At 59.6% G+C, this 16,730-nt stretch carries 9 protein-coding genes, 3 tRNA genes, 3 rRNA genes and 1 other annotated feature; of the genes, 6 read left to right on the forward strand and 9 right to left on the reverse strand.

Features of this window, described 5'->3' with window-relative positions; genetic code table 11:
* Positions 1-4 precede the first annotated feature (4 nt).
* Complete coding sequence (locus BMW66_RS14960; protein WP_093119678.1) at positions 5-1,672, reverse strand: hypothetical protein; 1,668 nt, start codon at positions 1,670-1,672, stop codon at positions 5-7.
* A gap of 15 nt (positions 1,673-1,687) precedes the next feature.
* Complete coding sequence (locus tag BMW66_RS14965) at positions 1,688-2,692, reverse strand: ornithine cyclodeaminase family protein (RefSeq protein ID WP_093119679.1); 1,005 nt, start codon at positions 2,690-2,692, stop codon at positions 1,688-1,690.
* A 135-nt stretch (positions 2,693-2,827) separates the two neighbouring features.
* Here BMW66_RS14965 and BMW66_RS14970 point away from each other — a divergent pair, with 135 nt between their 5' ends.
* The 6 genes from BMW66_RS14970 to BMW66_RS14995 all read left to right on the forward strand — a co-directional run bounded on the left by BMW66_RS14970 (position 2,828) and on the right by BMW66_RS14995 (position 9,182).
* Positions 2,828-4,051 carry a CaiB/BaiF CoA transferase family protein gene (locus BMW66_RS14970; RefSeq protein ID WP_093119680.1) on the forward strand — a complete coding sequence of 408 codons (1,224 nt, stop codon included), beginning with the start codon at positions 2,828-2,830 and terminating at the stop codon, positions 4,049-4,051.
* Positions 4,048-5,220 carry an acyl-CoA dehydrogenase family protein gene (locus BMW66_RS14975; RefSeq protein ID WP_093119682.1) on the forward strand — a complete coding sequence of 391 codons (1,173 nt, stop codon included), beginning with the start codon at positions 4,048-4,050 and terminating at the stop codon, positions 5,218-5,220. Before BMW66_RS14970 ends, BMW66_RS14975 begins: the two co-directional genes overlap by 4 nt.
* Before the next feature lie 12 nt (positions 5,221-5,232).
* Positions 5,233-6,291: an acyl-CoA dehydrogenase family protein gene (locus tag BMW66_RS14980; protein WP_093119683.1), complete on the forward strand. Its 1,059-nt coding sequence runs from the start codon at positions 5,233-5,235 to the stop codon at positions 6,289-6,291.
* An 8-nt stretch (positions 6,292-6,299) separates the two neighbouring features.
* Positions 6,300-7,307 (forward strand): YeiH family protein, encoded by a 1,008-nt coding sequence (locus BMW66_RS14985; RefSeq protein WP_093119685.1) that lies wholly within the window; start codon positions 6,300-6,302, stop codon positions 7,305-7,307.
* Between the two features lie 243 nt (positions 7,308-7,550).
* Positions 7,551-7,853: a transposase gene (locus tag BMW66_RS14990; protein WP_175483267.1), complete on the forward strand. Its 303-nt coding sequence runs from the start codon at positions 7,551-7,553 to the stop codon at positions 7,851-7,853.
* Positions 7,854-7,994: 141 nt separating this feature from the next.
* Positions 7,995-8,110: a sequence feature (AL1L pseudoknot), on the forward strand.
* A 490-nt stretch (positions 8,111-8,600) separates the two neighbouring features.
* Positions 8,601-9,182 carry a hemerythrin domain-containing protein gene (locus tag BMW66_RS14995; RefSeq protein WP_093119686.1) on the forward strand — a complete coding sequence of 194 codons (582 nt, stop codon included), beginning with the start codon at positions 8,601-8,603 and terminating at the stop codon, positions 9,180-9,182.
* Positions 9,183-9,677: 495 nt separating this feature from the next.
* Here BMW66_RS14995 and BMW66_RS15000 read toward each other — a convergent pair whose 3' ends face one another.
* From BMW66_RS15000 to BMW66_RS15030, 7 genes are all read right to left on the reverse strand, one after another.
* Positions 9,678-10,556, reverse strand: coding sequence for an alpha/beta fold hydrolase (locus BMW66_RS15000; protein WP_093119688.1), 879 nt, complete (start codon positions 10,554-10,556; stop codon positions 9,678-9,680).
* A gap of 422 nt (positions 10,557-10,978) precedes the next feature.
* A tRNA-Met gene (locus BMW66_RS15005) sits at positions 10,979-11,055 on the reverse strand.
* A 41-nt stretch (positions 11,056-11,096) separates the two neighbouring features.
* A 5S ribosomal RNA gene (gene rrf / locus BMW66_RS15010) occupies positions 11,097-11,211 on the reverse strand.
* A gap of 87 nt (positions 11,212-11,298) precedes the next feature.
* Positions 11,299-14,144: ribosomal RNA gene (locus tag BMW66_RS15015) — 23S ribosomal RNA — on the reverse strand.
* Positions 14,145-14,516: 372 nt separating this feature from the next.
* Positions 14,517-14,592 (reverse strand) — tRNA-Ala (locus BMW66_RS15020).
* A gap of 24 nt (positions 14,593-14,616) precedes the next feature.
* Positions 14,617-14,693 (reverse strand) — tRNA-Ile (locus tag BMW66_RS15025).
* A 141-nt stretch (positions 14,694-14,834) separates the two neighbouring features.
* Positions 14,835-16,300, reverse strand: a 16S ribosomal RNA gene (locus tag BMW66_RS15030).
* The 16S, 23S and 5S rRNA genes sit together here with 3 tRNA genes alongside, the layout of an rRNA operon.
* Positions 16,301-16,730: the final 430 nt, after the last annotated feature.

The following is a 16,730-nucleotide window of genomic DNA, read 5'->3' on the forward strand; positions in this document are numbered from 1 at the left end:
GCGGTCAGGGACCGCCGCGGCAGCAGCAGGCGGCGGTCACCGGGATGTCGGTGCGGGCCTGCGCGATCTCGAGCTTTTGCGCGACGAGCGCGCGTTCGCCTTCGGCCCTGCGGGCGGTGAGACATTCCAGAAGGCCGTTCAGCGCCCAGACATTGTCGGGGTGCTGGGTGCAGCGGGCAACCTCGTTCGTGAGGCCCAGATCGGCGCGGTAGACTTCCTCGGCCTCGGCCAGCCGGCCCTGTTCGGCCAGCAGCGCGCCCAGCGCGTGGCGCGGCGGATGCATCCAGGCCCATGGCTCGGTATAGGCGAGGTTGTCGTCGCGCTCGGCGGCGAGACGGAGCGACTTGAAGGCCGCGTCGTAGTTGCGCTTGCGGTATTCCAGCTCGCCCTCGAGCATGGCCTCGCCCACGGCGAGCATGTCGACGATAGGGTTGGAGAGGAAGATCGCGTCAGAGGGGATGTCCGATATCGCCCGCGCGAGGCGGCGCTGCGCCTCTTCGGCCTCGGCGATATGGCCCAGCGCGGAATGGGCGACGCCCTGGCCATAGGCATGCATGGCCACGCGGATCGGGGTCAGTTCGGGGTTTTCCGGGGCGGGTTCGGCCACCAGTTCGCGCCATTTCCCGAACCGCACCTGCACATGGGTGCGCATGGCGGAATAGCCGTCGAGGATCGCCGCCATGAAGGGGAAGCTGCCGCCGATCAACTCGGGCGTGGCGGTGGTGCAGATCCGGTCCGCGGCGTGGATCGCCTCGCCGTAATGGCCCAGCATCATGGCCGAAAACATCAGCAAGTGCAGGTCGTGACAGCGCGCGGTGGTGTAGAAATTCGCAGCCCCCCGCACGGCGAGATAGCGGTCGTCCACCGCCACCGCACGCTTGCTGACGGCGACCGACTGCGCATAGTCGCCGCATTGCACATAGATATGCGCGGGCATGTGGTGAAAATGCCCCTCGTCGCGGGCCAGTTCCTGCATCATGTCGGCGGCTGGCAGCGCGCGTTCGGGGAATGGCGACATTTCGAGCGCGTGAAGATACATGTGCAGCACGCCGGGATGAGGCACGCCCCCTTGCCCCTTCATCTGGTCGAGCGCATGTCCGAGCACTTCGCAGCATTCCTCGATATCGGCGCCGGGCATGGGGGCGCCGGTGCGGATGTCCCAGAGCTTGCGCGGGGTGCGCGTCACCGCGGCCTCGACGAAGAGTGCCGTGATGTCGAGATCGCCGGGGAAGCGGGCATGGGCCGCGCGCATCGCGTCGGTGAAGGCGTCATGCCATTGCATCAGGTCGCCCAGCGGCGCGGGCTCGGCCTGCGGATAGCGTAGGATGATCGCGCGGATCAGCGCGTGTTCCGCTGGGCTGGCTCCTTCGGACAGGGCCACGGCCTGCGCCGCCGCCTCGTGACAGAGCGGCAGAGTCTGGTCGATCTCGGCCCGAGTGAAGCGGATCCAGGGACGGTTGTAGAATGGGCCGCTGGCATAGGCGATGCCCCACCAGGCCATGGCGCAGCCGGGGTCGTGGCGTAACGCCTCGCGAAAGCAGAAGACCGCCTCCTCGTGGTTGTAGCCATAGGTCCAGGACAGGCCCCGGTCGAACCATGTCTGCGCCTGGGGTGAGCTGGTGGTGATCTCGCGCCGCCAGCCGTTGAGATTGAATGCGTAATCCTGCGCCATCGGCGGCTCCCTTCGTTACTTGAACCGTAGCTTCTGGCCGATACCCAGTTTCGCGGCCTTTTCCACCATCGCCGCGCCAAGCGCCACGTCGGTACTGGAAAGGCCACGATGCCAGAACAGGATAGTTTCATCATCGCTTTCGCGGCCTGGTTTCTTGCCCGCTACGACCTCGCCCATCTCGGCATAAAGCGTCTCTTGGGTCAGCTTGCCCTCATCGACATGGCGGCGCAACGCACCGTAGGGGCGGCCCGGCCCGCACTGGCCCCAGTCATCGACGAGGATCTTATCCATGATGTCGGTGATGTCGAATTCCAGCGCGCTCATGGTGCCGTAGGGCACCACATACGCGCCGTTCTTGATCCATTCCGTCTTGAACATGGGTTGTGGCTCGGGCAGGCGCGTGGCCTCGACCATGATGTCGGCCCCCTCGAGGCAATCCTGCCAGTTGTCGGTGACGATGACCTTCTTGCCCAGGTCCTGCTCCAACCGCGCGCCGAAGGCCTCGCGGCTTTCGGGGCGGCGAGAATGGACGCGGATCTCCTCGAAATCGAAAAGATGATCCATCAGGCGGATGTTCCAGTAGGAGGTGCCGCGCGTTCCCACATGGCCCAGCACCTTGCTGTCCTTGCGCGCCAAGTATTTCGCGCCGATCGCGGTCACCGCGCCGGTACGCATCTCAGTTATGGCGGTCGCGTCGATGATGGCTTTGGGCACGCCGGTTTCGGGGTCGAAGAGGTTGAGTACCGCCAGTTCCGAGGGCAGCCCCTGCTTGTAGTTGTCGACGAAATCTCCAACGATCTTAAAGCCCGCCACGCCTAAGGGCTTCACATAGCCGCGCAGCACGTTGAAATGTCCTTTGTCCGAGCTTTCGGGAACCAGATGCACGCGCGGCTCGATCACCGTTTCGCCGCGCCCCTGCGCCGACAGGCAGGTTTCCACCGCATCCAGGATTTCCTGGTTTGTGAGGTTGAGTGCCTCCACATCGGGGAAGTTCAGATAGTCGATCCAGATTTCCGACATCGCCTAGGTCCTTTGCTGCTTTTTGGACCGGCCAAGGCCGCATTTCGTCGCGGCAGGACCCGTCCCTGTTGACGTAGTCAGCCTAACGTTTATACATATATATACAAGTTGTTTCTTTCTAATCAGGAGCCGCCCATGGACACACCCAGCGAAACAAATTGCGGACGCGGCCTTCTGGAGGGTATCCGCATCGTGGACTTCTCACGGGTGCTGGCAGGCCCCTACTGCTCTGCACTTCTGGGCGATTTGGGCGCCGAGGTCATCAAGGTCGAGCCGCCGCAGGGTGACGATCAACGGCAAATGGGCGTGATACGCGAGGGCGAGAGCGTAAATTTCGCGCTGCTCAATCGCGGCAAGAAGAGCGTTTGCCTGGACCTGAAGACTCCCGAGGGGCTAGACGCCGCGCGACGGCTGGCCGCGACGGCGGATGCGGTGATCGAGAATTTCCGCCCCGGTGTTGCGGCGCGGCTGGGAATCTCTTATGACGATCTGCGCCAAGTGAAGCCAGACCTGATCTATTGCTCCATCTCCGGCTTCGGACAGGAGGGCCCGCTGTCGAAGCGGCCCAGCTACGACGTGATCGCCCAGGCGATGAGCGGGATGATGAGCATCACCGGCGCCGTCGACGGTCCGCCCATGCTGGTTGGCGACGCGATCGCGGATGTCAGCGCGGGTATGTTCGCCGCCTTCGGCATTGCAATCGCCCTCTTCCACCGCGAACGCAGCGGCGAAGGTCAATATCTGGATGTCGCGATGCTGGATTCGCTGCTGACAATGATGCCAACGGCACTGGCTCGCTATCAAGGGCTGGGCGAGGCCCCCGGGAGGTCCGGAAACCGGCATCCGTTGACCGAACCTTTTGGCGCCTATACCGCGAAGGACGGCCAATTCATTGTCGCGGCGGCCAACAATTCGCTGTTCGCGCGCCTGTGCGGTGCAATCGGACGGCCCGAATGGGTCACAGACCCGCGGTTTGCGAGCGTACAGAGCCGCACGGCCAATCGTGCGGTGCTTGCCGCCGGGCTAGAGGGCTGGGCGGCCGAGCGAACGGTTGAAGAGGTTGTGGAGGCGCTGCTGGCCGCCAAGGTACCAAGTTCACCGATCTGGGATCTGGCCGTGGCCGCGGAAAGCGCCCATTGCGGCGCACGCGGCGTGTTTCGCCCGCTGGCACATGATGTCTTCGGCGGGTTACGCGCGCCCGAACAGCCGGTGCACTTCGCCGGCTGGCCACGCGGAATACCGACGCGGGCGCCAGCACGGGGTGCGGATACCGAGGCAGTGCTGGGTAATCTACCACGCATGGACCCGGACCGGATCGCGCGATTGTCCAGATGCAAAGTGGATGAGGACCCGGCATGAGGTACGCCTTTTCCCGTTCCGACACGACATTTCGCGACGATGTCCGCGGATTTCTGACAACGAACCTGCCCGAGGATATCGCACGCAAGACCGAGGCCGGTCAGCGGCTGGACAAGGCTGATTTCCAGCGCTGGGAAAAGATCCTCGCCACGCGCAATTGGCTGACGGTCGGCTGGCCCGCAGAGCAGGGTGGCCCCGGCTTCACGCCCACGCAGCGTTACCTTTTCGAGCAGGAGTACAGTGCCCTGCCTACCCCGCGGCTCAAGCAGTTCGGGATCGGAATGGTGGGTCCCGTCATCTATACCTTTGGCAGCGAAAAGCAGAAGCGGCGTTTTCTGCCCGGCATCAGGGAAAGCCGGGACTGGTGGTGCCAGGGTTTTTCCGAACCGGGCGCGGGGTCGGACCTGGCATCGCTGCGGACATTGGCCCGGCGCGAAGGCGATCATTATGTGGTCACCGGGCAAAAGGTCTGGACCACCTATGCGCAATGGGCCGACTGGATGTTCTGTCTTGTGCGAACGGACCCGGATGCCAAAAAACAGACGGGCATCACCTTCCTGCTCATCGACATGAAAAGTCCCGGCGTCACCGTCCGGCAAATCCCAATGATGGACGGCGATAAGGAACTGAACGAAGTCTTTCTCGACAATGTGCGCGTGCCAATGGAAAATCGGGTGGGCGACGAGAACCATGGCTGGACCTATGCCAAGTTCCTGCTGTCGCACGAGCGCCTGAACATGTCGAACGCGGCTCGCTCGCGCCGGCAATTGACAGGGCTGGTCGCGCAGGCCAGATCGGCACCGCATCCGCTGGCCGTCGAATGTGACAGGGTTGCCATGCGTCTGGCGACGCTTGATGTCGAACTGACCGCGCTCGAACTGATGGAATTGCGAATCCTGAGCGCTCTCAATGTCGGGCGCGATATCGGCACCGACGCTGCCAAGCTCAAGCTGCGCGGCACCGAGATCACGCAGGCCTTGTCCCGCCTGGCGTTGGAGATAGCCGGGGCCGATGCTCTGACGCTCGACCAGGAGTGGCTGAATGGTTCGGAAGCCGGCGAACAGGGCGCGGCGCTCGCGGAGTATCTCAACCTACGCAAGCTAAGTATCTGGGGCGGATCGAACGAGATTCAGCGCACCATTCTCGCACGCTCGCTACTTGATCTCTGAGGGGGGAGCATCATGGATTTCGAACTGAACGAGGACGAGGCTTTGCTGGCCGAGATGGCAGGGAAATTCGCCTACACTTGCGCGCCTGGAGATCACCGCTGGAGCGAACTGGCCGAGATGGGGTGGTTCGGATGCCACCTGCCGGAATCGGCGGGCGGGTCCGGTCTGGGCATGGTCGGCGCCGTGATCCTGGGCGAGGCGATGGGTCACGCGGGGCTTGTCGACGGCTATATTGGCCACGCGATACTTGCAGGCAGCGCGCTTTCGGGGTCTCCCGCCCATACCGCCCTACTCGAAGCCGCCATCGCCGGCACGAAACGCCTTGGCGCAGCGCTGATCGAGCCGGCCCGGCGCCATGATCTAACGCGGCCCGCGGCAAAGGCGAAACGCAGCGGCGACAGCTATCAACTGGATGGCCACAAGGCCCCTGCACTGGCTTGCAGCAACGCGGCATATTTCCTGGTCAGCGCGCGGACCGAAACCGATGATTGTGCGCTTTTCGCGGTACCCGCTGATGCCGAGGGGGTGACGCTGTCCCCGATCTCCAGCCCTGATGGGCGGGACCTGTCCCGGCTCATGCTGGACACAGTCATTCTGCAGCAAGGCGACATAGTGGCCGCGGCGCCGCAGTGCCCCGCGTACCTTCAATCCGCGTTGCAGATCGCGTTTGCGGCCGAGTCTTGCGGGGCCATGCGACGCCTTGTGGACATGACCGGCGCGTATCTGGAAACCCGCGAGCAGTTCGGCCGCCCCATCGGGCGTTTCCAGGCGCTTCAGCACCGATTCGCCGACATGCACGTGGCGCTGGACGAGGCACGCTCGCTGATGCTGGCGGCCGCGATGGCCACCGATGCCTGCGCCCCGGAAGCCGCGCCATTGGCCCGAAAGGCCTGGGTCCAGACCTGCTGGTCGGCGCGGCGCATCGCCGAAGAAGCAGTACAGATGCACGGGGCGATCGGAATGACATCGGAATGTCACGTGGGACATTTCGTCAAACGTCTGACGGCAAACGAACTGATCGTAGGGCATCCCGACCTACATGTCGGCGCGTTAATCGCGCGATCGGCCTGACCCGGCCCATGATTATGTTGAGCGCCCTGCCCGCGATGGCCCGCAGTCTCTTGCCCGGGATTCTTGTTGCGGCCGTGGTCGCGCTGGCCGCACGATTCCTCGCGGATCAATATGGCGCGCCAGCCATGCTCATGGCTCTGCTTCTGGGGATGAGCTTTGCCTTTCTCTCCGAGGACGGTCGCTGTGTCGAGGGTATTGCCTTCACGGCGCGGACCCTTCTACGGCTGGGTGTGGCGCTGCTTGGGGCGAGGATCAGCCTAGAGGCTCTGGCCACGCTGGGGCCTCCGATCATAGGGTTGATCGTGCTTGGCGTTCTGGCCACCATCGTTTTCGGTGTTCTTGCCTCGCGCCTACTAGGCCGCGGATGGCGGTTCGGGCTGCTTACCGGTGGTTCGGTGGCGATCTGCGGCGCATCGGCGGCCATGGCGCTGGCCTCGGTCCTGCCCCGCAGCGAACGGTCCGAGCGCGATCTCGTTTTTACCGTGCTCGGCGTGACGGTGCTCAGCACGATCGCGATGGTGCTCTACCCGCTTCTAACGGGCTGGATGGAACTTGGCCCGCAGGCATCCGGTGTTTTCCTGGGCGGCACAATTCACGACGTGGCGCAGGTTGTCGGCGCGGGCTATACGGTCTCGGATCCGACCGGCGACACGGCAACGCTGGTCAAGCTGATACGCGTAGCCATGCTTGCCCCGGTGGTGGTCGCCCTGACCCTGGTGGTCAAACGCGGCAGCGGCGCGGTCGAGGGAACTGGAAAGCGCGGCCCACTCGTACCATTCTTCTTGATCGGTTTCGTTGCCATCGCGGCAGTGAACTCGGCCGGGTACCTCCCTGCGCAGGCCGCAGTGTGGATGGGCGAGGCGTCGAAATGGCTTCTTCTGACGGCAATGGCCGCAGTCGGGATGAAGACCGCGCTGCGCTCGATGCTCGACGTCGGTCACCAGGCGATCATTCTGATCCTAGCCGAAACGGTGTTCATCGCCGTGCTTTTCGTCGGAATTCTGAGCCTGCTCTGAGCGGGGCGCTCGGCCCGGGTGTGGAACGGCATGCAAGATTTACCCTGAATCAATTCTTAGTGCAGTTTGGGCGAACTCCTTTAATCAGAACGCTGCAACGAGCTGCGTCCTGAGCAGATCGATGTTGGCGCGACCGTACATCTGGCCCTCAGGATCCATTGAACTGATGCGGTGTGTGCCCCCACTCGACGGCATCGAATGTGCCACAACGGTTTCGTAGGAACCAACGCGAGGGCGGCATCCATGTCAGAGATTAGCATATTGGCGATTGATCTTGCCAAGGGCAGTCTTCAGGTTTTCGGCGACAGGGCAGACGGCACAGTTATTCTCAACAAATTGGTATCACGGCCACGTCTTTATCAGCTTTTGGGAGAGCGGGCGCATTGCATTGTTGCGATGGAGGCCTGTGCGACATCTCACCATTGGGGACGAGTTGCCCAGTCATATGGTCATGAAGTGCGACTAGTTTTCGACGACGAGGTTCAGCGTGCGTCTCGTTGGCAAGCGGTGATGTCGATCACGGTGACGATTGGCTGCCTGCCTTAGACCCTGAACGATTGGGTCAAGTAGGCCGAGATCGACAGAGGCCAGCGTACGGGCCTCCCGACCGAACTGGGTGAGAAGGTGAAGGCGCTGGAGCGCGAGAACCGTAAGCTGCGCCAAGCGAACGAGTTCTTCGCAAGGCAGCGCATACTTTTCGATGGCGGAGCTCGACCACCGGTCGAAGTGATGGTCAGGTCCATCGACGATCATCGGGAGGAACACAGGAGCGCGCCGATCCGGCTCGGCTGTCGGATCTTGCGAGCCGGGATGAGGCGCTGCGGCCCGAGATCCGCCGGGTGTTCGAAGATTACTGGAGCGTCTACGGCGTGCGGAAGGTCTGGCATCAGTGCGCCGGGAGGGGGTCGACGTCACCTCCTGCACGGCTGCGAGGCTCATGAAAGACATGGGTATTTATGGCCGAGGTCATTCACCGTCGCGGGCCGTGGTGCAGCTTCGAGGCGAGGAATACGTGGTCCCCGAATGAGCGGAATGGCTCAACACTCGCCATATCGCCTCCTTGTTCGGAGCCATGCATCTGCGGCGATAGGCGGGAAGGTCCGACTTGCGTGAATTCAGATGTGCCAAAACTTGACGGCGCTGCTAATGACCGGTATGAGCGCGCTGCTCCGCGGTGTCGAGCATCAAGCTTAATGGCAGGTTGGGCCGAGATAGCTCGCAACTTTGAGGCGACTGCCTAACGCGCCAGGTCGAATTCTTGACTTGGCGAAAGCAGAGGCATTCTTACCAAGCATGACTGACCTCTCAACCCAATCGCTGGATGACCTCACCATCGACGAGACCTCGCGGCCCAAAGCGCCGAAGGTTCCGGCGGCAACAGACATGCACCGCCGCCAAGGTCGACAGTTGGCGGCAATCCACCGTCACTATCTGATGGAGATGGCCCAGATCGGTGCAGTGTTGGCGCGGATCGAAGCGAAGGACACTCCGCCCGAGAACCTGAGACAGATCGTACTTTCACTCGATATGGCCGAGAATTTCCGGGCGTTCGGATCCCTTTGCGGGCGCGAGTGCCAGGTTCTCAAGTTTCACCACGACATTGAAGGCGCCGATATGTTCCCCCGGATCGAGTCGGCGGGCGGAGGCATGTTCCGAGAGGTCGTGGCCAAGCTGCTGTCAGAGCACGAGGTGGTCCATGAGTTGATCATCCGCCTCGGTCGAGCCGCAGACGCGCTGGCGGAAGATCCAGAAGAGGCGAACTTCGTTCAGGCCGCCACTACGTACCGAAAGCTTGAAGAGGTTGTACGCTCCCATTTTGGCTATGAGGAGACGGAATTGGAGGAGGCCATTGGATATTACCTCGGAGCGATCTGACGCCGCATTCGGAACAGCTATGCATCGTCTAAATCAAATGCGCTTTCGGCGCGCGCTCATCTGGTTCTCTTCAGCTGCTTGCCTGAAGCTCCTGAGAAGGTTAGCTGCCTCCACCGCGCATGTGAAATGGCTATTCCATCACGTCTCGAGACCCCTCGACATTGCGCAAGCCACGAACCTGTGCGTAGCGACTCTCCTGCCGCGCTCCTCCGACCGATAGCTTCGCAACGCATAGCGGGCCTAGGCCTGCCGGATAATGCTGCACAGCGCTACGTAAGATCGCTTTGTAAGCTACGCCGCAGAGATGACCATCTTGCCGAAGGTTCGCTACGGGCCGCTACGTTGAGGCGCGCCAGCGTCATGGGTGGCCCGGCGCGCAGCGCCGCAAGACGGTTCCAAGCCCCTTTTGGACGGCCGAATGGCCCGACGCGGTACCGGACAAGGTCCGGCCCAGGCCCTCGTGACCATCTATTTTTTCAGTTCTGCCGATCCTCGTTAGTCGATGCCTTCGAGGAACGTCATTAGCTCGGCGTTGAATCCCTCGGGGTCTTCCCAGAAGCCGAGGTGAGATGGCATCGTTGCCGAAACCATCGCGTTTGGCGTATTGGCGGCGGCCCATTCCGATACGACGGGCCCCCACTCTTCTCGCACGATGTAGAGCAACGGGATCTCCCCGTCCATCGCGGTCAGGTCTTCGGTGTAATCGTCGAAGGTGCCGGCCGCATTCAACAAGGCCATTGTTGTCGAGTTGGTTTTTTCAGCGATCGCACTGGCCCATGCAATATTCTCCGCCGACGTGTCGGCAAGCATCCAGTCCGCGAACCCCGCGATCATGTCATCGCGATACAGCAACGGTCCCATCGTGAAGAAGGCTTCGAAGCCATCCGCGTCATCATGGCTGTACCAGACCCATTCGGTCGTGTTATCCGCTCCGGTCGACTTCGGCGCGGCATCGATCATCACGAAACCTTTCAGGCGCTCGGTCCCGAATTGATCGACATAGGACAGAACCGCGTTTCCGCCGAAAGACCAGCCACCCAGTACGATAGTGTCGAGTTCCAGCGCCTCAATGAAGGCGTTCAGATCGCGACCGTGCTGTTGGTAGAAATGACCCCCAGCGGTTTTGGAGCTTTCGCCCTGACCACGCGGGTCGAAGGTAACAAAGGTATAATCCGTCGAACCTTCGAATGTCTCGAGTTGCTTCTCGAACACCTCGGTGCTCATCGCCCAGCCGGGGACGAACAGGATTGTCGTATCCCCCGTGCCCGCAGTCTCATAGTGGATGGTCAGGTCTTCGCTGAGCTCGACTTCTTCTGCGAAAGAGGCTTGCACGGTCAATGCGACGCCAAGAGCCACGAGGCCCTTTAGTTTCATAGTCATTCAAGCATGTCCTTCCGTTCGACGTGTAGGCGTATCTCTGACAGCTATCCGAACTATCGACGGGATCGTTGGGCGCGTCAACGCTGGTCGACCTCGCGCCTTGCGCGGCCTCCGCATCCGGCCACTCCGGAAATCCAGGCTAAAAAAATTGGACGTTACACGGGTGCATTGAGCAAATCGAAATGTTCACAAGCAGTCACCAAACAAATCTGTCGACCGGAAGGAAAGTTCCGCAATGTGTGAATTCGCTTGCCACTGGACTTCGTGGGCGCAGCGAATGGCCGGCCAATCTGTTGAAGCTTCGACGGTGCGCCTGGGGGGCTGATCAAATGTTGACCAGGCGTTGACCAGAACGGGTCGCGTTCATACACAAGCGAAACGCTCGGGTTTTAAGGTTTTGATTTATTTGAGAGATTTGGTTGCGGGGGTAGGATTTGAACCTACGACCTTCAGGTTATGAGCCTGACGAGCTACCGGGCTGCTCCACCCCGCGTCAGGGTGTTTTGTGAAGAGAGAAACGGGGGGCTTTTCTAGGTTTGGCGGCGACCTACTCTCCCACGTCTTGAGACGCAGTACCATCGGCGCTACGGCACTTAACGACCGGGTTCGGAATGGGACCGGGTGTTTTGCTCGTGCTATGACCACCAAACCGAGGAAAGCCCCCGTTGATTTTTGTCCAAGTCAGTCACTTTTGATGTATGGCTTCTGGATCCGGTATGTCTGTCTTTTACTGGATCAAATCAAGCCTATCGGGCCATTAGTACCGGTCAACTGAACGCATTGCTGCGCTTACATCTCCGGCCTATCGACGTGGTGGTCTACCACGGCCCTCAGGGATACCTTGTTTTGAGGGGGGCTTCCCGCTTAGATGCCTTCAGCGGTTATCCTTTCCGATCATAGCTACCCTGCACTGCGGCTGGCGCCACAACAGGTCCACCAGTGGATCGTTCACCCCGGTCCTCTCGTACTAGGGGCAACTCCTCTCAAGTATCCTACACCCACGGCAGATAGGGACCGAACTGTCTCACGACGTTCTAAACCCAGCTCACGTACCTCTTTAAACGGCGAACAGCCGTACCCTTGGGACCTGCTCCAGCCCCAGGATGAGATGAGCCGACATCGAGGTGCCAAACACTGCCGTCGATATGGACTCTTGGGCAGTATCAGCCTGTTATCCCCGGCGTACCTTTTATCCGTTGAGCGATGGCCCTTCCACTCGGGACCACCGGATCACTATGGCCGTCTTTCGACTCTGCTCGACTTGTCAGTCTCGCAGTCAGGCTGGCTTCTGCCATTGCACTCAACGAGCGATTTCCGACCGCTCTGAGCCAACCTTCGCGCGCCTCCGTTACGCTTTAGGAGGCGACCGCCCCAGTCAAACTACCCGCCACGCAGGGTCCCGGATCCGGATAACGGACCGCGGTTAGACATCAAGAGTGCGAAGGGTGGTATCTCAAGGGAGGCTCCACGGGAACTAGCGTTCCCGTTTCAAAGCCTACCACCTATCCTGCACATCACAATCCTGATGCCAGTGCGAAGCTGTAGTAAAGGTGCACGGGGTCTTTCCGTCTAACCGCGGGAAGCCTGCATCTTGACAGGCAATTCAATTTCGCTGAGTCGATGTTGGAGACAGCGGGGAAGTCGTTACGCCATTCGTGCAGGTCGGAACTTACCCGACAAGGAATTTCGCTACCTTAGGACCGTTATAGTTACGGCCGCCGTTTACCTGGGCTTCAATTCGGAGCTCTCACCCCTCCTTTTAACCTTCAGGCACCGGGCAGGCGTCAGACCCTATACGTCGTCTTGCGACTTCGCAGAGCCCTGTGTTTTTAGTAAACAGTCGCCACCCCCTGGTTTGTGCCCCCGGCCAACACTTGCGTGCAAACCGGGCCTCCTTCTCGCGAACTTACGGAGGTATTTTGCCGAGTTCCTTCAACATCGTTCTCTCAAGCGCCTTGGTATTCTCTACCAGTCCACCTGTGTCGGTTTAGGGTACGGTCTGATGGAGGGCTATTTCCAGGAACCGCTCAGCGGCCCGCCCAATCCGATAAGGGCGAACAACATCCGCGATCCGTCACATCCTCCTGGCCGGGGAATATTAACCCCGTTCCCATCGTCTACGCATTTCTGCCTCGACTTAGGGGCCGGCTTACCCTGCTCAGATTAGCTTTAAGCAGGAACCCTTGGACTTTCGGCGAGAGTGTCTCTCACACTCTTTGTCGCTACTCATGTCATCATTCTCACTGGTGATCTCTCCACCGGATGGCTCACGCCCCGGCTTCACAGAAAGCTCCCGTGCCTCCATTACGTAGGGTGGGTTTGATCCCACCGTCCGCAAAAGAGGCATGGAGCTATGTCACACCACGCTCTGCTACCATGCACTATGTGCATCCTAAGCTTCGGCTCATGGCTTGAGCCCCGTTACATCTTCGCCGCAGGACAACTTGTTTAGACCAGTGAGCTGTTACGCTATCTTTAAAGGATGGCTGCTTCTAAGCCAACCTCCTGGTTGTTTTGGTCGTCCCACCTGCTTTCCCACTTAGCCATGAATTGGGGGCCTTAGCTGTAGGTCAGGGTTGTTTCCCTCTCGACTACGGACGTTAGCATTCGCAGTCTGTCTGCCACCCAGTACTCCCCGGTATTCGGAGTTTGGTTAGGATCAGTAAGCCTGTGGGGCCCCATTACCCATCCAGTGCTCTACCCCCGGGGGTATTCGGATGACGCTCTACCTAAATAGATTTCGCAGAGAACCAGCTATCTCCGAGTTTGATTGGCCTTTCACCCCTAGGCACAACTCATCCCGACCTTTTTCAACAGGTGTGGGTTCGGACCTCCAGCAAGTGTTACCTTGCCTTCATCCTGGTCATGCCTAGATCACTCGGTTTCGGGTCTGATCCCACGAACTCATGCGCCCTATTAAGACTCGCTTTCGCTGCGCCTACACCTAACGGCTTAAGCTTGCTCGTGAGACCAAGTCGATGACCCATTATACAAAAGGTACGCCGTCAGGGCTCAAGGCCCCTCCGACTGATTGTAGGCGTCCGGTTTCAGGTACTGTTTCACTCCCCTCGTCGGGGTGCTTTTCACCTTTCCCTCACGGTACTGGTTCGCTATCGGTCAGTAAGGAGTACTTAGCCTTCGAGGGTGGTCCCCCGATCTTCAGACAGGATTTCACGTGTCCCGCCCTACTTAATGCGTCCCATTGAGCTTCGAATACGGGGCTGTCACCCGCTATGGCCATGCTTTCCAGCATGTTCTTCTCACTCTCAAGGCTCGGCTGGTCCCCGTTCGCTCGCCGCTACTGAGGGAGTATCAATTGATTTCCTTTCCTCCGGGTACTTAGATGTTTCAGTTCCCCGGGTTCGCTCTTAAAACCCTATGTATTCAGGTCTCAAGTACCTGTTTCAGCCCGTTATAAGCAGCCCGAGGGCTATTATAACAAACTGTCAGGTGGGTTGCCCCATTCGGAGATCCTGGGATCAAAGCCTATTCTCGGCTCCCCCAAGCTTATCGCAGAGTATCACGTCCTTCATCGCCTCTTACTGCCTAGGCATCCACCAAACGCCCTTTTCGCGCTTGATTTGATCCAGAAAGAGACAGACACAAACTCATGCCTGTCGTGATCTTGCAGCTGGTCAGCATCAAGATCCTGTTTCCGAACCAAAAGTCATACTTTTCCCGCCCGCTTCATGTCGGTGAAGCGGACAATGAGCAACCTTGCGGCTGCTCGGGTTAGTGTACTTGACTTGGACAACACTGCCTGTTTCGGCCAGGATATGACGACAACACCCAAGGAATGCATGTTGCGCGCCACCGGCCCCGAAGGGCACCGGCAGAGATCGTCACCCACTCGTGACGACCGACAGTGTCGTAATGTTTCTCTCTTCACGATGTTAAATCCGTCCGATTGGACGGCCAAACACTCGAAAGCGCTTGGCGGTCGAATCGTGGGGTTGGTGGAGCCTACCGGGATCGAACCGGTGACCTCCTGAATGCAAATCAGGCGCTCTCCCAGCTGAGCTAAGGCCCCCACTGGCTCCCTCGCGGGAAGTCATGGTGGGTCGAGGAGGACTTGAACCTCCGACCTCACGCTTATCAGGCGTGCGCTCTAACCACCTGAGCTACCGACCCATAGTAACGGGCGGTAGCCCGCATGTCTGATACTGAAGAGATATGAGGACGGCCTGGTCCTGAGTTTGACCAACTTTGTTTGTTGATCTTTGCTAAGTGATCGACGTGAATGGCAAGCCATCCAGCTACGATCATCCTTAGAAAGGAGGTGATCCAGCCGCAGGTTCCCCTACGGCTACCTTGTTACGACTTCACCCCAGTCGCTGATCCTACCGTGGTCCGCTGCCCCCTCCGAAGAGGTTAGCGCACGGCCGTCGGGTAGAACCAACTCCCATGGTGTGACGGGCGGTGTGTACAAGGCCCGGGAACGTATTCACCGTGGCATGCTGTTCCACGATTACTAGCGATTCCGACTTCATGCCGTCGAGTTGCAGACGACAATCCGAACTGAGACAGTTTTTGGGGATTAACCCATTGTCACTGCCATTGTAGCACGTGTGTAGCCCAACCCGTAAGGGCCATGAGGACTTGACGTCATCCACACCTTCCTCCCGCTTATCACGGGCAGTTTCCCTAGAGTGCCCAGCCGAACTGCTGGCAACTAAGGATGTGGGTTGCGCTCGTTGCCGGACTTAACCGAACATCTCACGACACGAGCTGACGACAGCCATGCAGCACCTGTCACTCGGTCTCTTACGAGAAAACCGGATCTCTCCGGCGGTCCGAGGATGTCAAGGGTTGGTAAGGTTCTGCGCGTTGCTTCGAATTAAACCACATGCTCCACCGCTTGTGCGGGCCCCCGTCAATTCCTTTGAGTTTTAATCTTGCGACCGTACTCCCCAGGCGGAATGCTTAATCCGTTAGGTGTGTCACCGAATTGCATGCAACCCGACGACTGGCATTCATCGTTTACGGTGTGGACTACCAGGGTATCTAATCCTGTTTGCTCCCCACACTTTCGCACCTCAGCGTCAGTATCGAGCCAGTGAGCCGCCTTCGCCACTGGTGTTCCTCCGAATATCTACGAATTTCACCTCTACACTCGGAATTCCACTCACCTCTCTCGAACTCAAGACTGGGAGTTTTGGAGGCAGTTCCGGGGTTGAGCCCCGGGATTTCACCCCCAACTTTCCAATCCGCCTACGTGCGCTTTACGCCCAGTAATTCCGAACAACGCTAACCCCCTCCGTATTACCGCGGCTGCTGGCACGGAGTTAGCCGGGGTTTCTTTACCTGCTACCGTCATTATCTTCACAGGCGAAAGAGCTTTACGATCCTAAGACCTTCATCACTCACGCGGCATGGCTAGATCAGGCTTGCGCCCATTGTCTAAGATTCCCCACTGCTGCCTCCCGTAGGAGTCTGGGCCGTGTCTCAGTCCCAGTGTGGCTGATCATCCTCTAAAACCAGCTATAGATCGTAGGCTTGGTAGGCCATTACCCCACCAACTACCTAATCTAACGCGGGCCGATCCTTCTCCGATAAATCTTTCCCCCGAAGGGCGTATGCGGTATTACTCACCGTTTCCAGTGGCTATTCCGCAGAAAAGGGTACGTTCCCACGCGTTACTCACCCGTCCGCCGCTAAGTCCGAAGACTTCGCTCGACTTGCATGTGTTAAGCCTGCCGCCAGCGTTCGTTCTGAGCCAGGATCAAACTCTCAAGTTGAAACGCCCTCGCGGGCGTATCCATGACGTTCGAACCTCTGCACATCGCACCGAGTGGCTAAACCCGGTGCACTCTTCTGTCTGATGCACATCGTCTCCAAAAGAAACGAAGTCCGTCAAACAGTGAAGCTGTTCAATCTCATCATCGGGGCAAAACCCCTAGAGACCCGATATGCAAACGTCCGTCCATCGAAATGAACCAAACCGCCCACATATCTCTTCAGTCATACATCAATGTCAAAAAGCGCAGAGACAAAATCAACCGGAAGCGCCCCAAATCAAACGGCGCAACCCGTATCACCTGCCTCTAAAGTCCTCAACCAGGTCCGCGCCGCCTTGCAGCACCGCGGCCCAGCCGCCCCAACCGCGCCTCTGCGCCGCCGGTGAAGGGGGTTCTAAGGTTACTCACCCAAACCCGCAAGCGGTTTTTT

The sequence above is a fragment of the Salinihabitans flavidus genome, assembly GCF_900110425.1.
Classification (GTDB): domain Bacteria; phylum Pseudomonadota; class Alphaproteobacteria; order Rhodobacterales; family Rhodobacteraceae; genus Salinihabitans; species Salinihabitans flavidus.

What these genes read in the sequence shown, in the direction of transcription:
- BMW66_RS14960 (WP_093119678.1), bottom strand. Translation starts at nt 1,672, where the DNA reads ATGGCGCAGGATTACGCATTCAATCTCAACGGCTGGCGGCGCGAGATC.
- BMW66_RS14965 (WP_093119679.1), bottom strand. Translation starts at nt 2,692, where the DNA reads ATGTCGGAAATCTGGATCGACTATCTGAACTTCCCCGATGTGGAGGCA.
- BMW66_RS14970 (WP_093119680.1), top strand. Translation starts at nt 2,828, where the DNA reads ATGGACACACCCAGCGAAACAAATTGCGGACGCGGCCTTCTGGAGGGT.
- BMW66_RS14975 (WP_093119682.1), top strand. Translation starts at nt 4,048, where the DNA reads ATGAGGTACGCCTTTTCCCGTTCCGACACGACATTTCGCGACGATGTC.
- BMW66_RS14980 (WP_093119683.1), top strand. Translation starts at nt 5,233, where the DNA reads ATGGATTTCGAACTGAACGAGGACGAGGCTTTGCTGGCCGAGATGGCA.
- BMW66_RS14985 (WP_093119685.1), top strand. Translation starts at nt 6,300, where the DNA reads ATGATTATGTTGAGCGCCCTGCCCGCGATGGCCCGCAGTCTCTTGCCC.
- BMW66_RS14990 (WP_175483267.1), top strand. Translation starts at nt 7,551, where the DNA reads ATGTCAGAGATTAGCATATTGGCGATTGATCTTGCCAAGGGCAGTCTT.
- BMW66_RS14995 (WP_093119686.1), top strand. Translation starts at nt 8,601, where the DNA reads ATGACTGACCTCTCAACCCAATCGCTGGATGACCTCACCATCGACGAG.
- BMW66_RS15000 (WP_093119688.1), bottom strand. Translation starts at nt 10,556, where the DNA reads ATGAAACTAAAGGGCCTCGTGGCTCTTGGCGTCGCATTGACCGTGCAA.